This window comes from Leucobacter chromiiresistens (genome assembly GCF_001477055.1).
Lineage (GTDB): Bacteria > Actinomycetota > Actinomycetes > Actinomycetales > Microbacteriaceae > Leucobacter > Leucobacter chromiiresistens_A.
In genome coordinates, this window is record NZ_LDRK01000012.1 from 1 (window position 1) to 20,033 (window position 20,033).

Here is a 20,033-nt window from a genome sequence, read left to right on the forward strand (position 1 = left end):
TTACCTGGTATTTACTCGGGGGCTGGCGTCGCGGGCCACGTGGGTGTAAGAGGGACCGGGGGGGCTGCGCGGGCGGCGCCGCGCCGCGCCCCGCCCCTACGAGTTCACCACCTTCCGCAGTCCCACCGCGCGCTCGACGATGAGCACGATGACCACCGAGAGGGCGATGAGGATCGCCGAGAGTGCGGCGAGGCCCGGGTCCGAGCGGTACTGCAGATACCGGAACATCTCGACGGGCAGGGTGGTGTGCCCCGATCCGGCGACGAAGAGCGAGATGACCGCCTCGTCGAACGAGATGATGAACGCCATCACGCCGCCCGCGAGGATGCCGGGCGCGATGATCGGCAGGGTCACGCGGCGGAACGTCGTGAACGAGTTCGCGCCGTGCACGCGCGCCGCCTCCTCGCACCGCATATCGCTCGTCGTGAGGCTGGAGAGCGTGGTGCGGATCACGTACGGCACGGTCACCCCGAAGTGCGCGAGCACGATGCCGGGGTAGGTGCCGACGAGGCCGACCGGCTGGAAGACGAGCAGCAGGCCGAGGCCGAGCACGACGCCCGGCACGAGGAGCGGCGACAGGAAGAACCCGGAGACCGCGGCCTTGCCGGGGAACTCGTACCGGGCGATCGCGAGGGCCACCGGAACGCCGAGCAGCAGCACGACGACGGCGGTGATGACCGCCGTGATGAGGCTGACGCGGGCGCCGTCCATCAGCTCGCTGTTCTCGAGGATGCTCTGGTACCACTGGAACGAGGGCGCCCCGAACTCGATCGCGAGGCTCTTCGAGTCGTTGAACGAGATGATCACGACCGCGATGATGGGTGCGAGCAGGAACAGGTAGACGATCGTCACGATGATGCGGTTCAGAATCTTGGCCATGGGCGTCACCCTTCGAATCGCTTGATGAGTCGTTGATAGACGGCCACGATCGCGCCGAAGACGACGAGGAGGATGACCGAGAGGGCGGAGGCCAGCGGCCAGTTGAGCGTCTGCGTCGCCTCGCTGTACACCTCGGTCGCGAGGATGAACACGCGCCCGCCGCCGAGCAGCTTGGGCGTCACGAACGAGCTCACGGCGAGCACGAAGACGAGCAGGAACCCGGTGAAGACGCCCGGGAGGGACAGAGGGAGCGTCACCCGCAGGAACACCTTCAGCTTGGAGGCGCCGAGCGATCCGGCCGCCTCTTCGAGGGAGCTGTTGATGCGGCCGAACCCGGAGATCATCGCGAGGATGGCGTACGGCATGAGGATCTCCACCAGCGCGATCGACGTGCCCAGGAAGTTGTTGCTCAGCCTGAGCGGGCTGCTGAGCAGCCCCGTGTTCATCAGCGCCGCGTTGATGACGCCCTGGTCGCCGAGGATCGCCATCCACCCGAAGGTGCGCGCCACCGCGGAGGTGAGCAGCGGGGCGATGGCGAGCGCGATGAGCACCCCCTTCCACCGCGACGTGGTGCGCGTGAGGAACAGCGCGATCGGGTACGAGAGCACGACCGCAGCGAGTCCGCAGACGAGGCCCAGCATCAGCGTGTTGCCGACGACCTCCCAGTAGAACGGGTCGGCGAGCGCCTTGCGGTAGGAGGCGAGGGTGAACGTCTCGATCAGCTGACCGCCCGAGCCGTTCTCGTTGAGCGACATGCGGATCATCACGAACAGCGGCACGAGGAAGCTCGCGAAGAGCCCGATCACGCCGGGGAGCACCAGCCCGTACGCGGAGAGCCGGGAGCGGTTGCGCGCCCGATTCGACTTCATGCCGACACTGATGAGTTCGGTGTTGGTGTGCGTTGCAGTCATCGGGATCGCCTCACCCCTCCGGCACGAGGTGCGCGTCGCCCGGCTCGAACGACACGTACGCCTCGTCGCCGATGCGCAGCTCGTCGCGGGCGGAGCTCAGCTTGTCGGCGCGCATCTCCTGCCCGCTGTCGAGCCGCAGGTCGTAGCTGCGCACGTTGCCGGTGTAGCTCGACGCGGTGACGCGGGCGCGAGCCGTGGGAAGCGACCCGATGCGCTCGCCGCTCGGCTCGACGGTGACGCGGTGGGGCCGCACCACGAGGGACGCCGCGCCGGTGATGCCGGGCGCCCCCGCCACGGCGAAGCTCCCGAACAGATCGGAGTGCACCTGATACGTGGCGCCGGCTCCGGAGCCGCCCGACACGGCGCCGACCTCGAGGAAGTTCGCCTTCCCCACGAAGTTCGCGACGAACTTGGTGGCGGGGCTCTCGTAGATGGCGGTCGGGCGGTCGTACTGCTCGATGACGCCGTTGTTCAGGATGGCGATGCGATCCGCCATGTCGAGCGCCTCGTCCTGGTCGTGCGTGACGAACAGGGTGGTGGTGCCCGACTCCTGCTGGATGCCGCGGATCTCCCGGCGCATCGCTTCTCGGAGCTTCGCGTCGAGGTTCGAGAGCGGCTCGTCGAGCAGCAGCAGGGTGGGGTGGATCACGAGCGCCCGCGCCAGCGCGACGCGCTGCTGCTGGCCGCCCGAGAGCTCGGCGGGTTTGCGCGATCTGAGGTGCCCGAGCTGCACCTTGTCGAGCGCTTCGGCGGTGCGCGGGGCGATCTGCGCCCGCGGCACCTTGTGCATCTGCAGGCCGAAGGCCACGTTCTCCTCGACGGTGAGGTGCGGGAAGAGGGCGTACGACTGGAAGACCATGCCCATGCCGCGCTTGTGCACGGGCGTGGAGACGACGTCTTCGCCGTTCACCCGGATCTCGCCCGACGTCGGCTCCAGCAGTCCCGCGACCATGCGCAGCGTGGTGGTCTTGCCGCACCCCGAGGGGCCCAGCAGGGCGACGAGGTCGCCCTGCTGCACGTCGAGGTTCACATCGTTGACCGCGGGTGCGGTGGTCTTCGGGTAGGTCTTCTGGAGGTTGCGGATCGACAGGTACTCCGGGTCCAGCTGCTGCGTCATGATCAGCCTCCGATGACGTTGCGTCGCCACTGCTCGGTCCAGGCGTCGCGCTCGTCGGCGAGCCAGATCCAGTCGATGTCGACGATGTTGGGATCGGCCGAATCGGCGACACGATCGGTGATCTCCTCGGGCAGTTCCGCGTCGGACACGACGGGGGCGTAGAAGAGCGCCTCGGCGAACGACTCCTGCGCCTCCTTCGAGAGGGCGTAGTCCATGAACTCGCGGGCCGCGTCGGCCTTCTCGCTGCCTTCGACGAGGTTGATCGTGTTGATCTGGAACCCGATGCCGTCGTCGGGCTGCACCACGCCCATGGCGCCGTCGGAGTCGTCTGCGAAGTACTGCGCGCGGGCGTTCCACCCGACACCGTACTGCGAGGTGCCCGAGATGACGGGCTGGTAGACGTCGGGCACCGGCTCCCACGTGTTGACGAGGGGTGCGAGCTCGGAGAGCTTCTCGATGGCGGGCTCGATGCTCTCCTGGTAGTCGTCGCCGAGGTTGTTCGCGGTGAGGATGGTGAGGGTGTGCCCCTGGATGTCGGGCGGGGCGGGGATCGACACGGAGTTCTCGGGCGCGTCCCACAGGTCTTCGATGCCCTTCGGCGGATCCTTCACCTCTGCGGTGTTGTAGAGCACGACGAGGTTGTCGAAGGTGACCGCCGGGCCGAAGCCGTCGGCGCTCTGGCCGAGCTCGACGACGTTGGCGATGTTCGGCACCTCGTCGGCGGAGACCTTCGAGAAGAGCCCCTCCTGGTTGCCGGTGTGAGCGACCGAGGCGTCCATGATCGCGAGGTCGACGGTGGGGCTCGCCGACTCGCTGCGGAGCTTGCCGAGCATCTCGGCGCTGTGCTGCGCCGGCACGAAGTTCACGACGATGTCGTCTTGCGAGGCGTTGAACTCGTCGATCACCGCGGCGGTGTACTGATCCTCGAAGAGCGCGGCGTAGCCGAGCACGTTGATCTCGACGGCGTCGGGGTTCGAGGAGCCCGATCCGCCGCCCGATCCGCTGCAGGCGGTCAGCGCGAGCGCAGAGATCATCACGGCGGATACGCCGAGTGCGGTCTTCTTCGACATGGTGCTTCTCCTTTGAAGTCTGATGCGGGGGCTTCCGCGTCGTGCACCCATGTCGACAGGCTTGGTCGAGAGCGACGATACGCGGCGGTGGCCGATCGCGCAAGACGCGATTCGGTAACGCTGCGCGGAGGGCTCGCGCCGGCGGCGGCCGCGTGAATGGCTGCTGAGCAGGGGTTTCGGCGGATCCTCACCTGGAGGGTTTCGCGGGCGGGCCGCGCCTGCTACAGTGCATGGCACGTGTATACAACACGTACACAATCCGTGCGACAGGCCTGGTCAGCTCTGCACGATCCCACACGAAGAGGTGTGCGAACCCTCGCGGAACCCGCACCGGAAAGGCACGACACCGTGTTCCAATTCCTCCCCATGCCCCAGCAGATCTCCGAGGAGCGCCGCCGATCGCTCCTCACCGTACAGACGTCGACCCTCGGCCACCTGCGCGACTTCGGCTTCATCCGCGGCCTCACCCCCAATCGGCGCCCGATCCAGTTCGCCGGCACCGCCGTCACCGTGCGCCTCCCCCACATGGACTCCAGCGCCCTCCACGTCGCCGCCGACCACCTCCGGCCCGGCGACGTGCTCGTCGTCGAGCAGTCGGGAGACGAGCGCTCCAGCTTCGGCGGCATGGTCGCCTTCACCTCGAAGACCCGCGGAGCGGAGGGCGTCGTGCTCTCCGGAGCCATGAACGACTTCGACGAGGTGCTCGAACTCGGGTTGCCCGTGTACTCGCGCGGCGTCTCCGCGCGCACCACGCGGATCCTCGGCATCGAAGGGGCCATCAACGTTCCCATCACGGTCGGCGGAGTCGTCGTCACCCCCGGCGACGCGGTGTTCGCCGACTCCGACGGCATCGCGGTGCTCACCGAGGATGAGATCGATGACATCGTCGCAGATCTGCGCAGCAAGGAGAACGCCGAACCCGCGAAGAAGGCCGAGATCTCCGCGGGCCTGAAGCTCTCCGAGTGGAGCGGCGCCGCCCAGTACTTCGAGACCAGCGGGGCCGCACGATGAGCGAGTTCCGCCTCACCGTCGCCCAGTTCTCCGCCACCCTCGACGTCGCGCGCAACCGCGAGCTCTCGGTCTCGCTGATCGCGCAGGCGGCGCCCAGCTCCGACCTCGTCGTGATCCCCGAGAACGCCATGTACTCCGACCCCGCCAAGGAGCAGCCCGACTCCGGGTACTCCGAGGCCCTCGACGGCGACTTCGTCACCGCGCTGCGCGAAGCCGCCGAGCGCGGCGGCACCCACGTCGTCGCCGGATTCACCGAGACGAACCCCGGCGGGCACCCCTACAACACGCTCGTGCACATCTCCCCGACTGGCGAACTCGACGGCATCTACCGCAAGATCCACCTCTACGACGCCTTCGGGTACCGGGAATCCGACTCGGTGACGGCGGCGAGCGCCGACACCCCGCTCACCTTCGCGGTGAACGGCATCACCGTGGGCGCCGCGACCTGCTACGACCTGCGCTTCCCCGAGATGGCGCGCTGGCTCGTCGACCACGGCGCCGACGTGCTCGTCTACCCCGCTGCGTGGGCCGTCGGGCCGATGAAGGAGCTGCACTGGGAGTCGCTGCTGCGCGCCCGCGCCATCGAGAACACCACGTACGTCGCCGCCGCCGGCCAGACCGGTCCGCACTGCACCGGCCAGAGCCAGATCATCGACCCGCTCGGCATCACGCGCGCCTCGGCGGGCGAGGAGGCCGATGCGTTCGCCACCGCGGTGATCAGCTCCGATCGGGTCGCGCAGGTGCGCCGCACCAACCCCTGCCTCGAGAACCGCCGCTTCGTCGTCGGCCCACAGGCCTGAGCTACGATCTACGCATGCAGCTCATCCCGGATGTATCGCACGCCCGGTTCGGCGGCTGGTCGGTCAAGGCGCCGCTGCCGCCGGGCGTGCGGCCGCCCGGCGTCAAAGCTGCGGACTACGCCTACGGATACCTGAAGAACCTCATCATCACGCTCGAGCTCGCCCCGCAGACCGTCATCACGGAGAACGAGATCGCGCTGGCCACGGGAGTCTCCCGCACCCCCGTGCGGGAGGCCTTCTCCCGCCTCCAATCCGAGCAGCTCCTCACCCTCATCCCGCATCGCGGGGCGCTCGTGCCCGAGATCACGCTGCGGGCGATCCAGGAGCAGGCGGTCACCCGCGTCGTGCTCGAGGGGCACGGCGTGAAATGGGTGTGCGAGCATCGCGTGCCCGTCGCCGAGCGCCTGTTCCACCTCATCGACGAGCAGCGCACGATCCTCGAGGACGACCCCGAGCGCGTCGTCGACATGGTGGTCACCGACAAGGAGTTCCACTGGACCCTCGTGCAGGCGACGGGCAACACGGAGTTCGCCCAGCTCTACAACTCCATCCACGATCGCCAGGTGAGGATCGGCATCGCCATGTTCCAGGCGGTGCCCTCACGGCGGTGCTCGGCCGTCGACCAGCACCTCGAGATCGCGCGGGCCATCGAGCGGTTCGACCTCGAGACAGCGACGTCGCTGCTGGAGTCGCACCTCGTCGGCAGCCTCGACGAGGTGTCGGGCGTCTTCCGCAACTAGGGCGCGGGGCGGCGGTGCGGGGGCGCCTTTCCCCGCGAGACCGAGGGTGTGCGCCGAACGCGAGGCGAAAACCGGCGGCGAAACGCACCGTCTCGGGCGAAACCCTCGGTCTCGCGGGGATGAGGCGCGGGGCGGACGGGCGCGGGGCGCGCGTCAGCGCGGGCGGAGCGGCCGGGCCCCGCGCGTCAGTTCGCTTCCGCGCGGGCGAGAACGAACGACGCGTCGCGCACCCAGCGCTGCTCCCGCGTATCCGTGAACGTCACCGACCGAACCTGGTACTTGATCGAGTGCATGATGGGCCGCAGGCACTCGTCCACCGTGTTCGGCACCTCCGTGGCGAACTTCCAGGGGAACGCGTCGTTCGCGCTGTCGAACTCGACGTAGTACCGACCAGGGGGCAGCATCACGAGACGAATCGGCTTGTCGACCAGGGCGCTGTGCATCTTCACCGTGACGGAAACGTCGCGGAAGCCCGATCCGGAACTGTTGTCGAGCACCACACCGTACTTCCGCTTCTGCCCATCCGGATCCGTCACGATCCACGCGGTCAGGCGATTCGCCTGTTCCCGGGCCTCGCGTTCGGTCTCAGTGCGCTGACGCGCGCGATCGAGATTGTAGGATCCTGCCGCGAACACGACTGCCGCCGCGGTCACCCAGGTGGGGATATCGCCCATCCATACCGGCCAGTTCATCTCACTCATCGCCTTCCCTCCGTCGCCGACACTGCGGCGTGCCTGTTCAGTGTCGCGAAGCGTGCGGTCTGAGGCGGGGTCGGATCGGCCGCCTCGGCGCCGGGTGCACACTTGCAGTCCCCACACTGCCCCTCGCGAACTGCTCGAACTGCGGAATCGCGATAGTTCAGTTGCGGTACGACGCGAATTGAGTAGTGAACTCACCGTTTTACGCGGATTCGAAAGCCGTTTCCGCACGATCCGGGCCGGTGTGCAGTATGGCTTCCTCCATCAATTCGGCGCTCACCATCGCCGAGCGCCGCCGCCTTCTCCCGCGAGACCGAGGGTTTGCGCCGAACGCGAGGCGAAAACCGGCGGCGAAACGCACCGTCTCGGGCGAAACCCTCGGTCTCGCGGGGATGAGGCGCGGGGCGGGGCGCCCGCGGCGGAGCGCGGAGCCGCTCAGCGCGGGCGGAGCGGGGAGTGCTGCTGCACCCAGCTGTACATCGACACCGCCGCCGCTGCCGACGCGTTGATCGAGCGCGTCGATCCGTACTGCGTGATCTCGACCACCGCATCGGCGGCCGCGATCGCCTCGGCGGTGAGGCCGGGCCCCTCCTGCCCGAACAGCATCACGCAGCGCTCCGGCCAGTCGAAGGTCTCCATGGGAACGCAGCCGGGCACGTTGTCGATCGCGATGATCGGGATCCCCTCGCCCCGCGCCCACTCCGCGAGCGCGGTCACGTCTTCGCGGTGCTCCACGTGCTGGTAGCGGTCGGTCACCATCGCGCCGCGCTTGTTCCAGCGCCGCCGGCCGACGATGTGCACGGTGTCGGCCGCGAACGCGTTGGCGCTGCGCACGATCGAGCCGATGTTCATGTCGTGCTGCCAGTTCTCGATCGCGACGTGGAACGGATGCCGGTGCTCGTCGAGGTCGGCCACGATCGCGGCCATGCTCCAGTACCGGTACCGGTCGATCACGTTGCGGGTGTCGCCGAACTCGAGCAGTTCGGGATCGTAGTAAGCGTCGGCGGGCCACGCGTCGCGCCCGCCCGGCCAGGGCCCCACTCCGGAGGTCGAGCGCTCGGGAGTCGGTTCGGCCTGGGGCGCTGCGTCGTTCACCCGTAGATTCTCGCACGCGCGCTCCTCCCTCCTTCTCGGAGCGGGGTCGCTTCTCGTGCGTGTCGAGCCCGGGACACGCACGAGAAGTGACCCCGCTCGCATCACGGCGCAGCGACGCGACCGCCAGCGGCGGCCGCCGCCGCGCCTACTGGTTCGAGAACGCCGCGTCGAAGGAGGCCGTCGGGCGCTTCCAGAGGAGCGCGCGGATCCGCTCGACCGCCTCGGCCGCGCCGTGCAGGCGGTCCATGCCGGCGTCCTCCCACTCGATCGAGATGGGGCCGGTGTAGCCGATGCCTGCGAGCGCCCGGAAGCCGTCCTCCCAGTGGATGTCGCCGTGGCCGGTCGACACGAAGTCCCACCCGCGGCGGGGATCGCCCCAGGGGAGGTGGGATCCGAGGATGCCCGCGCGCCCCGTCCGCGGGCGGAGGCGCGTGTCCTTGCAGTCGACGTGGCAGATGCGGTCGGCGAAGTCGACGATGAACCCGATGGGGTCGATGCCCTGCCACACGAGGTGGCTCGGGTCCCAGTTGATGCCGAACGACGGATGGTGGTCGACGGCTTCGAGGGCGCGCACGGTCGTCCAGTAGTCGTAGGCGATCTCGGAGGGGTGCACCTCGTGCGCGTAGCGCACGCCCTCCCCGTCGAAGACGTCGAGGATCGGGGTCCATCGCCGCGCGAAATCCTCGTACCCCTCGTCGATCACCGATTCGGGCACGGGCGGGAACATCGCGACGTAGGGCCAGATCTTCGACCCGGTGAAACCGGTGACCACGTCTGCGCCGAGCTTGCGGGCGACGCGGGCGGCGCGCTGCATGTCGGCGGCGGCGCGCTGCCGCACGCCCTCGGGGTCGCCGTCGCCCCACACGTAGGGGCGCACGATGGCCTGGTGGCGGAAGTCGATGGGGTCGTCGCAGACCGCCTGCCCGGCGAGGTGGTTCGAGATCGCCCACACCTGGAGGCCGTAGCGGTCGAGCACCTCGAGCCGGGAGCGCAGGTAGGCGTCGTCCTCGTCGGCGCGGGCGAGATCGAGGTGGTCGCCGGATGCGGCGATCTCGAGCCCGTCGTACCCCCACTCGGCGGCGAGGCGGGCGACCTCTTCGAACGGCAGGTCGGCCCACTGCCCGGTGAAGAGGGTGACGGGGTGCGAGGCTTCCGGGTTCATGGGCGGCCGCTCCTTTGCAGCTGGTGGTCGGTGAGGAAATCGTAGGTGATGCGCGCGAGCGCGTCCTGCGACGCTGCGAGCGGGCGCCAGATCGACGCCGCGGTCGCGATCGTGTCGTTGTCTCCGGTGAAGCTCTCGAGCGTCAGCGGGCCGGTGTAGCCCACGTCGTCGAGGGCGTCGAAGAAGGCGCCCCAGTCGGTGTGGTCGGGCCCTGCGGGGCCGCGGTCGTTGCCGCAGACCTGCACGACGGCGAGGTGATCGCCGGCGGCCCGGATCGCGGCGGCCGGCGAGCGCTCCTCGATGTTGAGATGGTAGGCGTCGAGTGCGAGCCCGAGGCCGGAGCCGCCGGGCGCCGCGTCGCCGAGCAGCGGATCGAGCGCGTCGAGAGCCTGATCGACCGTGTTGATCAAGCTGGTCTCGTACCGGTTGAGCGGCTCGATCGCGAGCGTCACCCCGTGCTCGGCGGCGTACGAGGCCACGGGCCGGATCGCCTCGCGCCACGCGGCGACCGCCGTGGCGCGCTCCGCGGCGTCCATGCGCCACACGCGCCCGGTGCGGGCGGTGAAGGGGCCTGCGACCGTCGGCGATCCGACCGCGACCGCGACGTCGACGCAGTGCCGCAGGTACGCCTGCGTCGACGCGCGATGCCGGTCGTCGAGCAGGTCGCGCCCCTCACCCATCGCGCCGACGACGCGCGCGCCCATGCCGAGCGAGGCGAGCCGTTCCGCGGCGAGCGCGGGCGACCAGTCGCCGGGCGTCTCGACGGGCAGCTCGAGCAGCTCGTACCCGATGCGTCGCGCGCGCTCGGCGATGGCGAGCAGCGACGCGTCGTCGAGCGGCGAGGTCCACACCCAGGTGTTCACGCCGAGCGTTCTGCGCATGTGCGTCCTTTCATGCGTCGTGCATCGCGGGGCGATCTGAGACCGCGGCGAGCGGGCCGTGGCCGAGAAGCCGGAGAAGCCGGAGGCGCCGGGGGACGCGCGCCGCGCGCGCCCTCCCCCGGCGCTCCGACCGCTTACGGGATCTGGCGATCCTGCCAGACCTTCGGGTAGCCGGGCAGGTTCTCGCCGCCGAACTTGGCGTAGTGCCCGTCGGGCATGCCGTCGTTGCGCTCCAGGTACTCGTCGAGCTCGTCGGCGGTGATGGGGCTCTGCGGCAGCACCCACTCGGCCGGCACCTCCTCGCCGTCGAAGATCTTCTCGAGCGCGAGCAGCGGGGTGCGCCACTGGAAGTTCGAGTAGACCGGTGCGAGCCCGGTGAGGCCCGTGTCCTTCCACTTGCGCAGGAAGCTCAGCTCGTCCTCGCCCGTCATCACGGGGTACTCCTTGCCCGCATCCTCGAACGCCTCGATCGCGGCGACGGCGCCGTCGCCGGCATCCATCCAGACGCCCTGCACGTCGCCCTTGGCGAGCTCGTCGGAGATGATCTTCTTGATCTCGGCGGGGTCGCCGCCCGAGAAGTAGTCGACCGCTTCGATGCCGGCTTCTTCGAACAGCTTCTCGGCGCCGGCCCAGCGCTGCTCGAGCACGTCGACGCCGGGCAGGATGCGGAGCGCGATCACCTTGTCGCCCTCTTCGAGGTTGTCGATCAGGAACTCGGCGGTGTCGATGCCCCACGCGAACCCGCCGATGGGGTGGATGAAGGTGACGGCGCAGTCCGTCTCGACGCCGCGGTCGAAGACGACGACGGGCTTGCCGGTCTCGCAGGCGCGCTCGACGGCGGGGGTCATCGCCGCGGTCGAGTTCGGCGAGATGATGAAGCCGTCGCAGTCGCCCTCCGCGATGAAGTAGTCGATGTCGGCGATCTGGGTGTCGTCGCTGTCCTTCGCGTCGCGCGTCTCCATCTCGGAGATCGCGCCCGACTCCTGGAGCACCTTCAGCTGCTCGTTCATCGTGATCCACCCGGTCTGGCGCCACGGGTTCGAGATGGAGGCGTTCGCGAAGCACACCTTCTTGGCCCCGTCCGATGCGAACTCTGAGGTGTCTTTCATCTCGGCGTTGATCATCTGCAGGTAGGGCTCGTCCTCGGGCCCTTCGGGGGTGACGCCGCGCTCCGCGTCCTGCTTGTCGAAGAGCTCCTGGTCGAACCACTCGGTCGATTCGGTCGACTCGGAGGTCTCGGCCGGGGCCTCTTCCGCGGAGTTCTCCACCGACGGATCGGTGGTGCACCCCGCGAGCAGGATCAGCGATGCCGCAGCGGCGAGGCTCGCCGTGATGCTGAGCGATCGTTTCATGATCGGTTCTCCTTCTTCTGTGCGCCCCGCGCGGCAGCGGTGCCGGCGGGATCGGGTGACGGGGTGCTCCCCGTCGGATCTGTCCCGGAGGCTCCGGGAGGTTCGTGGGTGCTGGGCCCCGGGGCGCCCGCATCGGCGACCGCGCCGAGGCCGCTGGTGGGCCGCTTGCGCCGCGCGCGGAACGCGGCGCCCGAGTAGGCGACGGCAGCGATGATGATGGCGCCCTGAATGGCGTCGCGCATCGTCGACGGCACGGAGGTGAAGTTCAGCAGCGTGAACAGCGTCTCGAGCGCGAACGCGCCGGCGAGCGCTCCCCAGACGGAGCCGCGTCCGCCGCCGAGCACGACGCCGCCGAGCACCACCGCGGTGATCGCGATGAACTCGTAGCCCCGGCCCACCGAGGGGTGCACGCCCGCGTAGCCGACGAGCAGCACCCCGGCGACGGTGGCGCAGAGCGACGAGATGACGAACGCGGCGGTCTTGGTGCGCCACACCGAGGCCCCGGCGAAGACGCCGGCCGCAGGGTTATCGCCGATCGCCACGAGCGTGCGCCCGAACGGGCGGCGAGAAAGCCAGGCCGCGAGGGCGACGACCGCCGCGAGCACCAGCACGGCCCACGGCAGCAGCCCGATGACGGGTACGCCCTCGATGCCGCCTCGGCCGACCTGGCGGAACGAGTCGGCCGGGTTGCCGGTCGCCGCTCCGCCGGTCCACCACATGACGCCGCCGTAGAGCACGAGCATCATGCCGAGGGTGACGATGAACGAGGGCACCTTCAGGAAGGTGGTGACGAGGCCGTTCACCACGCCGACGGCGGCGCCGAGCACGAGCAGCAGCGCGAGCACGGGAAGCACCTTCGCGTCGTCCTGCCCGATGAGGGTGCCCGCGAGCACCACCTGGGTGGTCACGAGCGACCCCTGCGACAGGTCGAACTCGCCGCTGACGATGACGAAGTACTGGCCGATGGCGACGAGGGCGATGGGGGCGACGCGCTGGATGTAGCGCACGAGCTGGCCGGGCTCAGCGAACGAGGGGTTCAGGATCGCCACGGCGACGAGCAGCACGATGAGCAGCAGGTAGACCGCGCCGCGCGGGCTGATCGCGGCGCGGGCGAATCGGGCGATGCCGCCCGAGGCGGTCGCCGCGGCCGGGGTGTCGACCGGGCGCGTGATGCTCGGGTCGGTGGCGCTCATCGCGATCCTCCTGCTGTCGTGACGTCTGCCGGCACGGGCGCCGCCTCCCCCGAGCGCGTGAAGCGCTCGCGGCGGGCGATGAGCCGGCGCCGCGAGTAGATCGCGACGGCGATGACGATGACCGCACCGCGCACCACGTCTTTGAGGAACGGGTTGACCTGCAGCACGCTCATGAGGTTGTCGAGCACCGCGAAGATCGCGACTCCGCCGATGGTGCCCCAGATCGTTCCCCGCCCGCCGGCGAGGAGGGTGCCGCCCAGCACGACCGCCGCGATCGAGAGCAGGTCGTAGCCGCCCTGCACGCCGACCGTCGGGCTGCCGACGCCGAGTCGGCTGGCGAGCAGCAGTCCGGCCAGGCCCGCGAAGACCGAGCACAGCACGTGCGCCCAGATGAGGGGGCGCCGAGTGCGCACCCCCGAGAGCCGGGCGACCTCGCTGCTGCCGCCGACCGCGTACAGGTGGTGGCCGAAGCTGCTGCGCGCGAGCACGAAGGCGACGAGGCCGGCGAGCGCGAGCATCACGATCGTGGAGACGGGCACCGGGCCGACGCCGGTCGCGCCGAAGAGCTGGAACGCCCACGGCACGGACCCCGCGGTCCCCTGATAGTTGGTGTCGAGGTACCCCTTGAGCATGAGGCCGACGCCGAGCGTGGTGACGAAGCCGTGCACGTTCAAGACGGTGACGATCAGGCCGTTCGCGAGCCCGATGACGGCTGCGACGACGAGGGCGAGCAGCACGCCGGGAAGCACCATGCCGGCCGACCCGTTCATGGTCTGCGCCGCGATGAGGCTGGTGAGGCTGACGACGTACGGCACGGAGAGGTCGAGCGATCCGCCGAGGATGACGAGGGTCTGCCCGATCGCGACGAACCCGAGCACGCTCATCCCGGTGAGGATGTCGCGGATGCTGCCGGGGCTGAAGAGGTTGCGGCCCACCGTGGCGACGAGGATCGCGCTAAGCACGAGCACGACGACGAGCGCGAGGAACACGATCGCGGTGGTGTCGAGACGCCTGAGGTGCTGCAACCGTTCGGGGAGTGCGATGCTCATGCCGCGCCCCGTTCCGAGACGGCGCCGGTGGCGAGCGCCAGCACCGTCTCCTCCGATGAGCCGGCCGGCAGTTCGCCGGCGATGCGCCCGTCGCGCATCACGAGAATCCGATCGGCCATGCCGATCACCTCCGGGAGTTCACTCGATACGAGCAGGATCGCGACGCCGCGCTTCGCCAGCTCGCGGATGAGCCGGTACACGGCGACCTTCGCGCCGACGTCGATGCCGCGGGTCGGTTCGTCGAGCAGCACGACGCGGGGCTCGGTGGCGAGCCACTTCGCGAGCACCACCTTCTGCTGGTTGCCGCCGGAGAGCGCCTGCACCTCCTGCTGGGGGCCGCGGCTCACCAGTTCGAGCGCCTCGAACATGCCGGGCACCCGGGCGCGCTCGGCGCGCGTGCGCCGCGGGAAGACGCTGCGGATGGCGAGCAGCGCGTTGTCGAGGATCGACTGGTTCAGCGCGAGGCCCGTGCGCTTGCGGTCCTCGGTGACGAGGGCGATGCCGAGCCGCACGGCCTGCCGCGGGCTGCGCACGGCGCGCACCGCCCCGGCGATCTTGAGCGTGCCGCGCGTGAAGGGGGCGGCACCGAAGACGGCCTCGACGAGCTCGGTGCGGCCCGACCCCTGCAGCCCCGACAGGCCGACGACCTCGCCGGCGCGCACGTCGAGGTCGATGCCGTCGAGCTGCGTGTTGCCGCCGCCGCGCACCTGCACGACGACCTCGCCCGTCTCGGTGCCGGGCTCGGGATCGGGGAAGAATGCGCTGATGGGCCGGCCGACCATGCGGCGCACGAGCGTCGGCTGATCCAGCGCGCCCACGGGATCGCTCGACACGAGCGCGCCGTCCTTCATCACGGTGATCGTGTCGCAGAGCTCGAAGATCTCCTTGAGCCGGTGGGAGACGTAGAGAATGGCGACGCCCCGGTCGCGCAGGCGGCGGATCACGCGGGCGAGGATCGCGACCTCGTGATCGGCGAGCGCCGCCGTCGGCTCGTCCATCGAGATGACCCGGGCGTCGATCGAGAGCGCCTTCACGATCTCGACGATCTGCTGCTCGGCGACCGTGAGACTGCCGACCTGGGCGCCGGGGTCGATCCCGTCGATGCCGAGATCGTCGAGCAGTTCGGCGGTGGCGCGCCGCATCGCCGCGGTGTCGATGAGGCCGCGCCGCCGCGGTTCGCGGCCGAGGAAGACGTTCTGCGCGACGGATCGGTCGGGCAGCAGGTTGAACTCCTGGAACACGGTGGCCACGCCGGCCGCGGCCGCCTCGACCGGGTGCGCGAAGTCGACGCTCGCACCGTCGAGGCGCATGTCGCCGGCGTCTCGGCGGTACACGCCGGCGACGATCTTCATGAGTGTGGATTTGCCGGCGCCGTTCTCGCCGACGAGGCCGTGCACCGTGCCGGGCACGAGATCGAGCGAGATGCCGTGCAGCACCTCGTTTCCGAAGAACTGCTTGCGGATGCCGGTGACGCTGAGCACGGGTGCGATGTTCACGAGGCCACCTCCACCCAGCGCCCGTCGCGCGCCGATTCGAGCACGGCGTCGGTGATCTGCGCGGCGCGCAGGCCGTCGGCGAAGGTCGGGAGCCCCGCGGGCTGCTCGCCCGCGACCGCCGCGTAGGCGTCGGCGACGAACGCGTCGAACGCGTCCTGATACCCCTGCGCGTGCCCGGCGGGAACGTTCGAGAGCCGCGCCGCGTCGGGCGAGAGCGTGTCGGGATCGCGCCGCAGCAGGAGCGACTGGTCGCGCCGCCCGACCCACAGCCGTTCGGGGTCCTCCTGCTCGAAGCGCACGCTCTCGTCGGCTGCCGCGATCTCGAGCACGAGTCCGTTCTTGCGGCCGGGCGCGACCTGGGAGACGAGCAGCGATCCGATGCCGCCGCCCGCGAGCTCGAGGGTCAGCGCCACCGCATCCTCCGTGCTCACCCGCTGACCGTTCCGCTCCGCGTGCACGGTGCGGGTGGTCGCGACGAGGCGGGTGATGCGGTCTCCGCTGACGAACTCGACGAGGTCGACGAGGTGCGATCCGATGTCTGCGAAGGCGCGCGACGGTCCGCCGGCGTCGGCGGCCACCCGCCAGTTGTCGTCCTGGGCGCCGAGCAGCCAGTCCTGCAGGTACTGCCCCGAGATCGTGACGACGGCGCCGGGCCCGCCGCCGGCGATGCGGGCCCGCGCCTCGCGCACCATCGGGTGGTAGCGGTAGACGAAGGGCACGGCGCCGACCAGGCCCTGGGCCTCGACGAGCTCGACGAGCGCGCGGGCGTCCGCCGCCGATGTGGCGAGCGGCTTCTCGCAGATCACGTGCGAGCCGGCGAGCAGTGCGGCGCGCGCGAATGCGACGTGGCTCGTGTTCGGGGTGCAGACGTGCACGACCGCGTGCTCCTCGGCGAGCAGCTGCTCGACGGTCGCCGCGCGCTCGTAGCCGAGCGCGGCGGCCGCGCGCTCCGAGCTCTGCGGGCTCGACGCGGCGAGCGTCGCGAGGCGGGCGCCGGCGAGGCGGGCGGCGTGCGTGTGGGTGCGAGCCATGAAACCGGCGCCGAGCATTCCGATGCTGGACGGCCGGCGAGACTCCATCGTCTGCGGGGACATGGGTCCATTGTGTTTCCGGACTCCACACTTTTGTCAAGTATTCTTCATAAGTAATCAAACCGTTACCGAAGTTGGGGGTGTGGTTTACTGAAAGTGTGACCGCGATCATCGCCCCCTCCGAGCCCCCGGCCTCCTCCGCCGGCGGACTGCTGCAGCTCTTCCGCGACGGCGAGCCCCGCACGCGCGCCCACCTCGCCCAGGTCACCGGACTCTCGCGCCCCACCGTCGCGCAGCGCATCGATCAGCTCATCGAGCTCGGCCTCATCGCCCCCGTCGCCGACGCCGCGTCCACCGGCGGGCGCCCATCGGCCCAGCTCGCCTTCAACCCGCGCGCCCGCGTCGTGCTCGCGGCCGACCTCGGCGCCCTGCACGCGCGCGTCGCCGTCACCGACCTGCGCGGCGAACTGCTCGCCGAGATCTCGACGCCGCGCGAGATCTCGTCGGGGCCGGAGGCCGCCATCTCCTGGATCCTGGACTCCGCCGAAGAGCTGCTCCCCGGCCTCGGCTACGACCTGTCGCACGTCGCCGGAGTCGGCATCGGAGTACCCGGCCCCGTCGAGTTCTCCACCGGCCGCCCCATCAACCCGCCCATCATGCCCGGCTGGGACCGCTTCGACATCCCGAGCGCCATCCGCTCCCGCATCGACGCGCCCGTGCTCGTCGACAACGACGTCAACATCATGGCGCTCGGCGAGCTCGCGACCGCGTGGAGTGGAGTCACCGACCTCATCTTCGTGAAGGTCGCGAGCGGCATCGGGGCCGGCATCGTATCCGGAGGAAGCCTCCGCCGCGGCGCCAACGGCGCCGCCGGCGACATCGGCCACATCGCACTCGCCCGCGCCGCCGACACCCCCTGCCCCTGCGGCAATCGCGGCTGCCTCGAAGCCGTCGCCTCCGGGCGCGCCCTCGCCCGCGCGCTGAGCACGCCAGAGGCGCCCCTCCACCGCCCCAGCGCAGTCGTCGCGCTCGCCAAAGCCGGAGACGTGCACGCGATCCAGCTGATCCGCCAGGCCGGCCGCGACATCGGCGAAGTGCTCACCGCGTGCGTCTCGATCATGAACCCCTCCGCCATCGTCATCGGCGGCACCATGGCGCAAGCGGCGGAGCACCTCGTCGCCGGCGTGCGCGAAGTGGTCTACGCGCGATCCATCCCGCTCTCCACCGAGCAGCTCACCATCGCCCCCTCGGTCGCCGCCGGCAACGCAGCGATCTACGGCGCCGCGCAGCTCGCGATCGACGCGGCGCTCGCACCCGAGCGCATCGCCGCCGCCCTCGGGGGGTAGCGCGGCGCGGTCGGCGCGGCGGCGCGGCGGCGCCTACGGCACGGTGCCGACGCGGCGCCTACGGCACGGTGCCGACGCGGCGCCTACGGCACGGTGTAGCCGGCGGCCCGCACGAGCTCGTACCACTCGGCGCGCGTCAGCGTGACATCGGAGCCCTGAGCGGCGGCCGCCACGCGGTCGGGCGAGGTCGTGCCCAGCACCACCTGCATGCGTGCCGGGTGACGTGTGATCCACGCGACGGCGATCGCCTCGGCGGGCACCCCGTACTGGGCCGACAGGCGGTCGATCACCGCGTTGAGCTCGGGATAGCGATCCGACCCGAGGAAGGGGCCGTCGAAGAAGTTCGCCTGGAACGGCGACCAGGCCTGCACCGTGATGTCGTGGAGGCGGCAGTAGTCGAGCACCCCGTCATCGCGGGAGACCGACTGCGGCAGACCCTGCATGTTGGCGGCGATGCCCTGCGCGATCATCGGCGCATGGGTGATCGAGAGCTGCAGCTGATTCGCGACGAGCGGCTGGGCCACGTACTTGCGCAGCAGGTCGATCTGGCGGGGCGTGTGGTTCGACACGCCGAACGCGCGCACCTTGCCCGAGGCCGAGAGCTCGTCGAACGCGCGCGCCACCTCCTCGGGCTCGACGAGCGCGTCGGGGCGGTGCAGCAGCAGGATGTCGAGGTAGCCGGTGCCCAGCGCCTCCAGCGAGCCGTGCACCGACTCCATGATGTGCGCGTACGAGAAGTCGAAGTACGGCCCGTCTTTCACGATGCCGGCCTTCGACTGGATCACCCACTGCTCGCGCTCCGACGCCGTGAACCGCAGCGCCTCCGCGAAGCGCCGCTCGCACCCGTGCAGCCGGTCGCCGTAGATGTCGGCGTGGTCGAGCAGCGTGATGCCCGCGTCGCGGGCGGCGCTCACCAGGGTGCGCACCTCGTCGTCCGATGTGTCCTGGATGCGCATCAACCCCAGCACGACATCGGAGACGGAGAGTTCGGTGCCCGGCAGTGTGAACGTGCGCATGCGCCTCACACTACCGGGCGCACCGCCGCGGCGCTCGGGAGATCGGCTCGAGCCCTCGGGCGATCGGCGCCGCGGTCGAGACCGCGACGGCATCGCACCGCGACGCCGCCGCCCGATCGGGCCTACGCCGAGGCCGCGGTGAGGCTCTCGATCTCGTCCGCCGAGAGCTCGAGCGAGAGCGACGCGAGCAGCGCCGGCAGCTGGTCGAGGTTGCGCGCGCTGGCGATCGGTGCGGCGACCGTGGGCTGCTCGCGCAGCCAGGCGAGCGATACCGCCGCCACCGGAGCGTCGTGGGCGTCGGCCGCCGCGTCGAGGGCGGCGAGCACCGCGCGACCCCGATCGTCGAGGTACTCGGCCGCCTCGCCCGCGCGGGGGCTCGCGTCCGCCGCGGTCGCGTCTTCGGCGTCGCGGTACTTGCCGGCCAGGAACCCCTTGGCGAGCGAGAAGTACGGGAACACCGCGAGCGCCTCCTCCTCGGCGACCGCGCGCAGACCGTTCGTCTCGAAATCGCGCTCGACCAGGTTGTAGTGCGGCTGCAGCGCGACGGGCAGGTGGTAGCCGCCGGCTCGCGCGATCCGGAACCACTCGGCCACCCGATCCGCCGTGTAGTTCGATACGCCGATCGCGCGCACCTTGCCCGCGTCCACCAGCTCGGAGAAGGCGGCGACCGTCTCCTCGAGCGGCGTATCGGTGTCGTCGAAGTGCGCGTAGTAGAGGTCGATGCGGTCGGTCTGCAGGCGCTGCAGCGACGCGTCGGCGGCGGCGCGCACGTTCGCGGCGGCGAGGCCGGAGAACTGCGGGTGCGTCGACACCTTCGTCGCGATCACCACCGCGTCGCGGCTGCTGCGCTCGCGGAGCCACTCGCCGATGATGGTCTCGGACTCGCCGCCCGAGTTGCCCGGCGCCCACGCCGAGTACCCGTCAGCCGTGTCGATGAAGTCGCCCCCGCCCTGCGTGAACGCGTCGAGCACGTCGAACGACGTGGCCCGGTCGGCCGTCCACCCGAAGACGTTGCCTCCGAGCGCGAGCGGGGCGATCTCGAGATCGGAGTTTCCGATGCGGGTCCGTGCGTTCTGTGCAGCCTGAGTCATGAGCTCTCCTTCGCGATGCGTGCCACCCTGCGGTGCTTCCACCGACCCCAACAACGCGGGCCGGGCCCGCATTCCGCCGGATCGCGCGCCGCCGC

The 20,033-nt window shown here is 70.4% G+C and carries 19 protein-coding genes; 4 read left to right on the forward strand and 15 right to left on the reverse strand.

The window, feature by feature from the left end; all coding sequences use genetic code 11:
* Positions 1-96: 96 nt before the first annotated feature.
* Genes NS354_RS02390 through NS354_RS02405 form a run of 4 tightly spaced genes read right to left on the reverse strand, consistent with a single transcriptional unit; the run spans position 97 to position 3,977 of the window.
* Positions 97-879: an ABC transporter permease gene (locus tag NS354_RS02390; protein WP_058593020.1), complete on the reverse strand. Its 783-nt coding sequence runs from the start codon at positions 877-879 to the stop codon at positions 97-99.
* Between the two features lie 5 nt (positions 880-884).
* A complete protein-coding gene (locus NS354_RS02395) occupies positions 885-1,790 on the reverse strand; it encodes an ABC transporter permease (protein ID WP_082677858.1) in 906 nt (301 codons plus the stop codon).
* Between the two features lie 10 nt (positions 1,791-1,800).
* Positions 1,801-2,907 carry an ABC transporter ATP-binding protein gene (locus NS354_RS02400; protein WP_058593021.1) on the reverse strand — a complete coding sequence of 369 codons (1,107 nt, stop codon included), beginning with the start codon at positions 2,905-2,907 and terminating at the stop codon, positions 1,801-1,803.
* A gap of 2 nt (positions 2,908-2,909) precedes the next feature.
* A complete protein-coding gene (locus NS354_RS02405; protein ID WP_058593022.1) occupies positions 2,910-3,977 on the reverse strand; it encodes an extracellular solute-binding protein in 1,068 nt (355 codons plus the stop codon).
* Between the two features lie 366 nt (positions 3,978-4,343).
* On the opposite strand from NS354_RS02405, the gene NS354_RS02410 reads away from it, so the two are divergent.
* Genes NS354_RS02410 through NS354_RS02420 form a run of 3 tightly spaced genes read left to right on the forward strand, consistent with a single transcriptional unit; the run spans position 4,344 to position 6,528 of the window.
* A complete protein-coding gene (locus tag NS354_RS02410) occupies positions 4,344-4,988 on the forward strand; it encodes an RraA family protein (RefSeq protein WP_058593023.1) in 645 nt (214 codons plus the stop codon).
* Positions 4,985-5,788, forward strand: coding sequence for a carbon-nitrogen hydrolase family protein (locus tag NS354_RS02415; protein ID WP_058593024.1), 804 nt, complete (start codon positions 4,985-4,987; stop codon positions 5,786-5,788). Before NS354_RS02410 ends, NS354_RS02415 begins: the two co-directional genes overlap by 4 nt.
* Before the next feature lie 14 nt (positions 5,789-5,802).
* Positions 5,803-6,528 (forward strand): GntR family transcriptional regulator, encoded by a 726-nt coding sequence (locus tag NS354_RS02420; protein ID WP_058593025.1) that lies wholly within the window; start codon positions 5,803-5,805, stop codon positions 6,526-6,528.
* A gap of 185 nt (positions 6,529-6,713) precedes the next feature.
* Here NS354_RS02420 and NS354_RS02425 read toward each other — a convergent pair whose 3' ends face one another.
* The 9 genes from NS354_RS02425 to NS354_RS02465 all read right to left on the reverse strand — a co-directional run bounded on the left by NS354_RS02425 (position 6,714) and on the right by NS354_RS02465 (position 16,548).
* Positions 6,714-7,229, reverse strand: a complete 516-nt coding sequence (locus NS354_RS02425) for a hypothetical protein (RefSeq protein WP_153002088.1) — start codon at positions 7,227-7,229, stop codon at positions 6,714-6,716.
* A 432-nt stretch (positions 7,230-7,661) separates the two neighbouring features.
* Entirely contained in the window at positions 7,662-8,321 is a 660-nt protein-coding gene (locus NS354_RS02430) for a TrmH family RNA methyltransferase (protein WP_058593027.1), read from the reverse strand.
* Positions 8,322-8,466: 145 nt separating this feature from the next.
* Entirely contained in the window at positions 8,467-9,483 is a 1,017-nt protein-coding gene (locus tag NS354_RS02435; RefSeq protein ID WP_058593028.1) for a sugar phosphate isomerase/epimerase family protein, read from the reverse strand.
* Positions 9,480-10,364, reverse strand: a complete 885-nt coding sequence (locus NS354_RS02440; protein WP_058593029.1) for a sugar phosphate isomerase/epimerase family protein — start codon at positions 10,362-10,364, stop codon at positions 9,480-9,482. The genes NS354_RS02435 and NS354_RS02440 overlap by 4 nt, the downstream gene beginning before the upstream one ends.
* A 134-nt stretch (positions 10,365-10,498) precedes the next feature.
* A complete protein-coding gene (locus tag NS354_RS02445) occupies positions 10,499-11,716 on the reverse strand; it encodes a substrate-binding domain-containing protein (RefSeq protein WP_058593030.1) in 1,218 nt (405 codons plus the stop codon).
* On the reverse strand, positions 11,713-12,909 hold the full coding sequence (locus tag NS354_RS02450; protein WP_058593031.1) for an ABC transporter permease: 1,197 nt from the start codon (positions 12,907-12,909) through the stop codon (positions 11,713-11,715). The genes NS354_RS02445 and NS354_RS02450 overlap by 4 nt, the downstream gene beginning before the upstream one ends.
* Complete coding sequence (locus tag NS354_RS02455) at positions 12,906-13,958, reverse strand: ABC transporter permease (RefSeq protein WP_058593032.1); 1,053 nt, start codon at positions 13,956-13,958, stop codon at positions 12,906-12,908. The genes NS354_RS02450 and NS354_RS02455 overlap by 4 nt, the downstream gene beginning before the upstream one ends.
* Positions 13,955-15,454 (reverse strand): sugar ABC transporter ATP-binding protein, encoded by a 1,500-nt coding sequence (locus NS354_RS02460; protein ID WP_058593033.1) that lies wholly within the window; start codon positions 15,452-15,454, stop codon positions 13,955-13,957. The genes NS354_RS02455 and NS354_RS02460 overlap by 4 nt, the downstream gene beginning before the upstream one ends.
* Complete coding sequence (locus NS354_RS02465) at positions 15,451-16,548, reverse strand: Gfo/Idh/MocA family protein (RefSeq protein ID WP_241490307.1); 1,098 nt, start codon at positions 16,546-16,548, stop codon at positions 15,451-15,453. The genes NS354_RS02460 and NS354_RS02465 overlap by 4 nt, the downstream gene beginning before the upstream one ends.
* A 95-nt stretch (positions 16,549-16,643) precedes the next feature.
* Between NS354_RS02465 and NS354_RS02470 the strand changes: the two genes are divergently transcribed.
* Positions 16,644-17,831: an ROK family transcriptional regulator gene (locus tag NS354_RS02470; RefSeq protein WP_082677861.1), complete on the forward strand. Its 1,188-nt coding sequence runs from the start codon at positions 16,644-16,646 to the stop codon at positions 17,829-17,831.
* Between the two features lie 83 nt (positions 17,832-17,914).
* On the opposite strand, the gene NS354_RS02475 is transcribed toward NS354_RS02470, so the two are convergent.
* A complete protein-coding gene (locus tag NS354_RS02475) occupies positions 17,915-18,847 on the reverse strand; it encodes an aldo/keto reductase (protein ID WP_058593034.1) in 933 nt (310 codons plus the stop codon).
* Between the two features lie 122 nt (positions 18,848-18,969).
* On the reverse strand, positions 18,970-19,938 hold the full coding sequence (locus NS354_RS02480; RefSeq protein ID WP_058593035.1) for an aldo/keto reductase: 969 nt from the start codon (positions 19,936-19,938) through the stop codon (positions 18,970-18,972).
* Positions 19,939-20,033 lie beyond the last annotated feature (95 nt).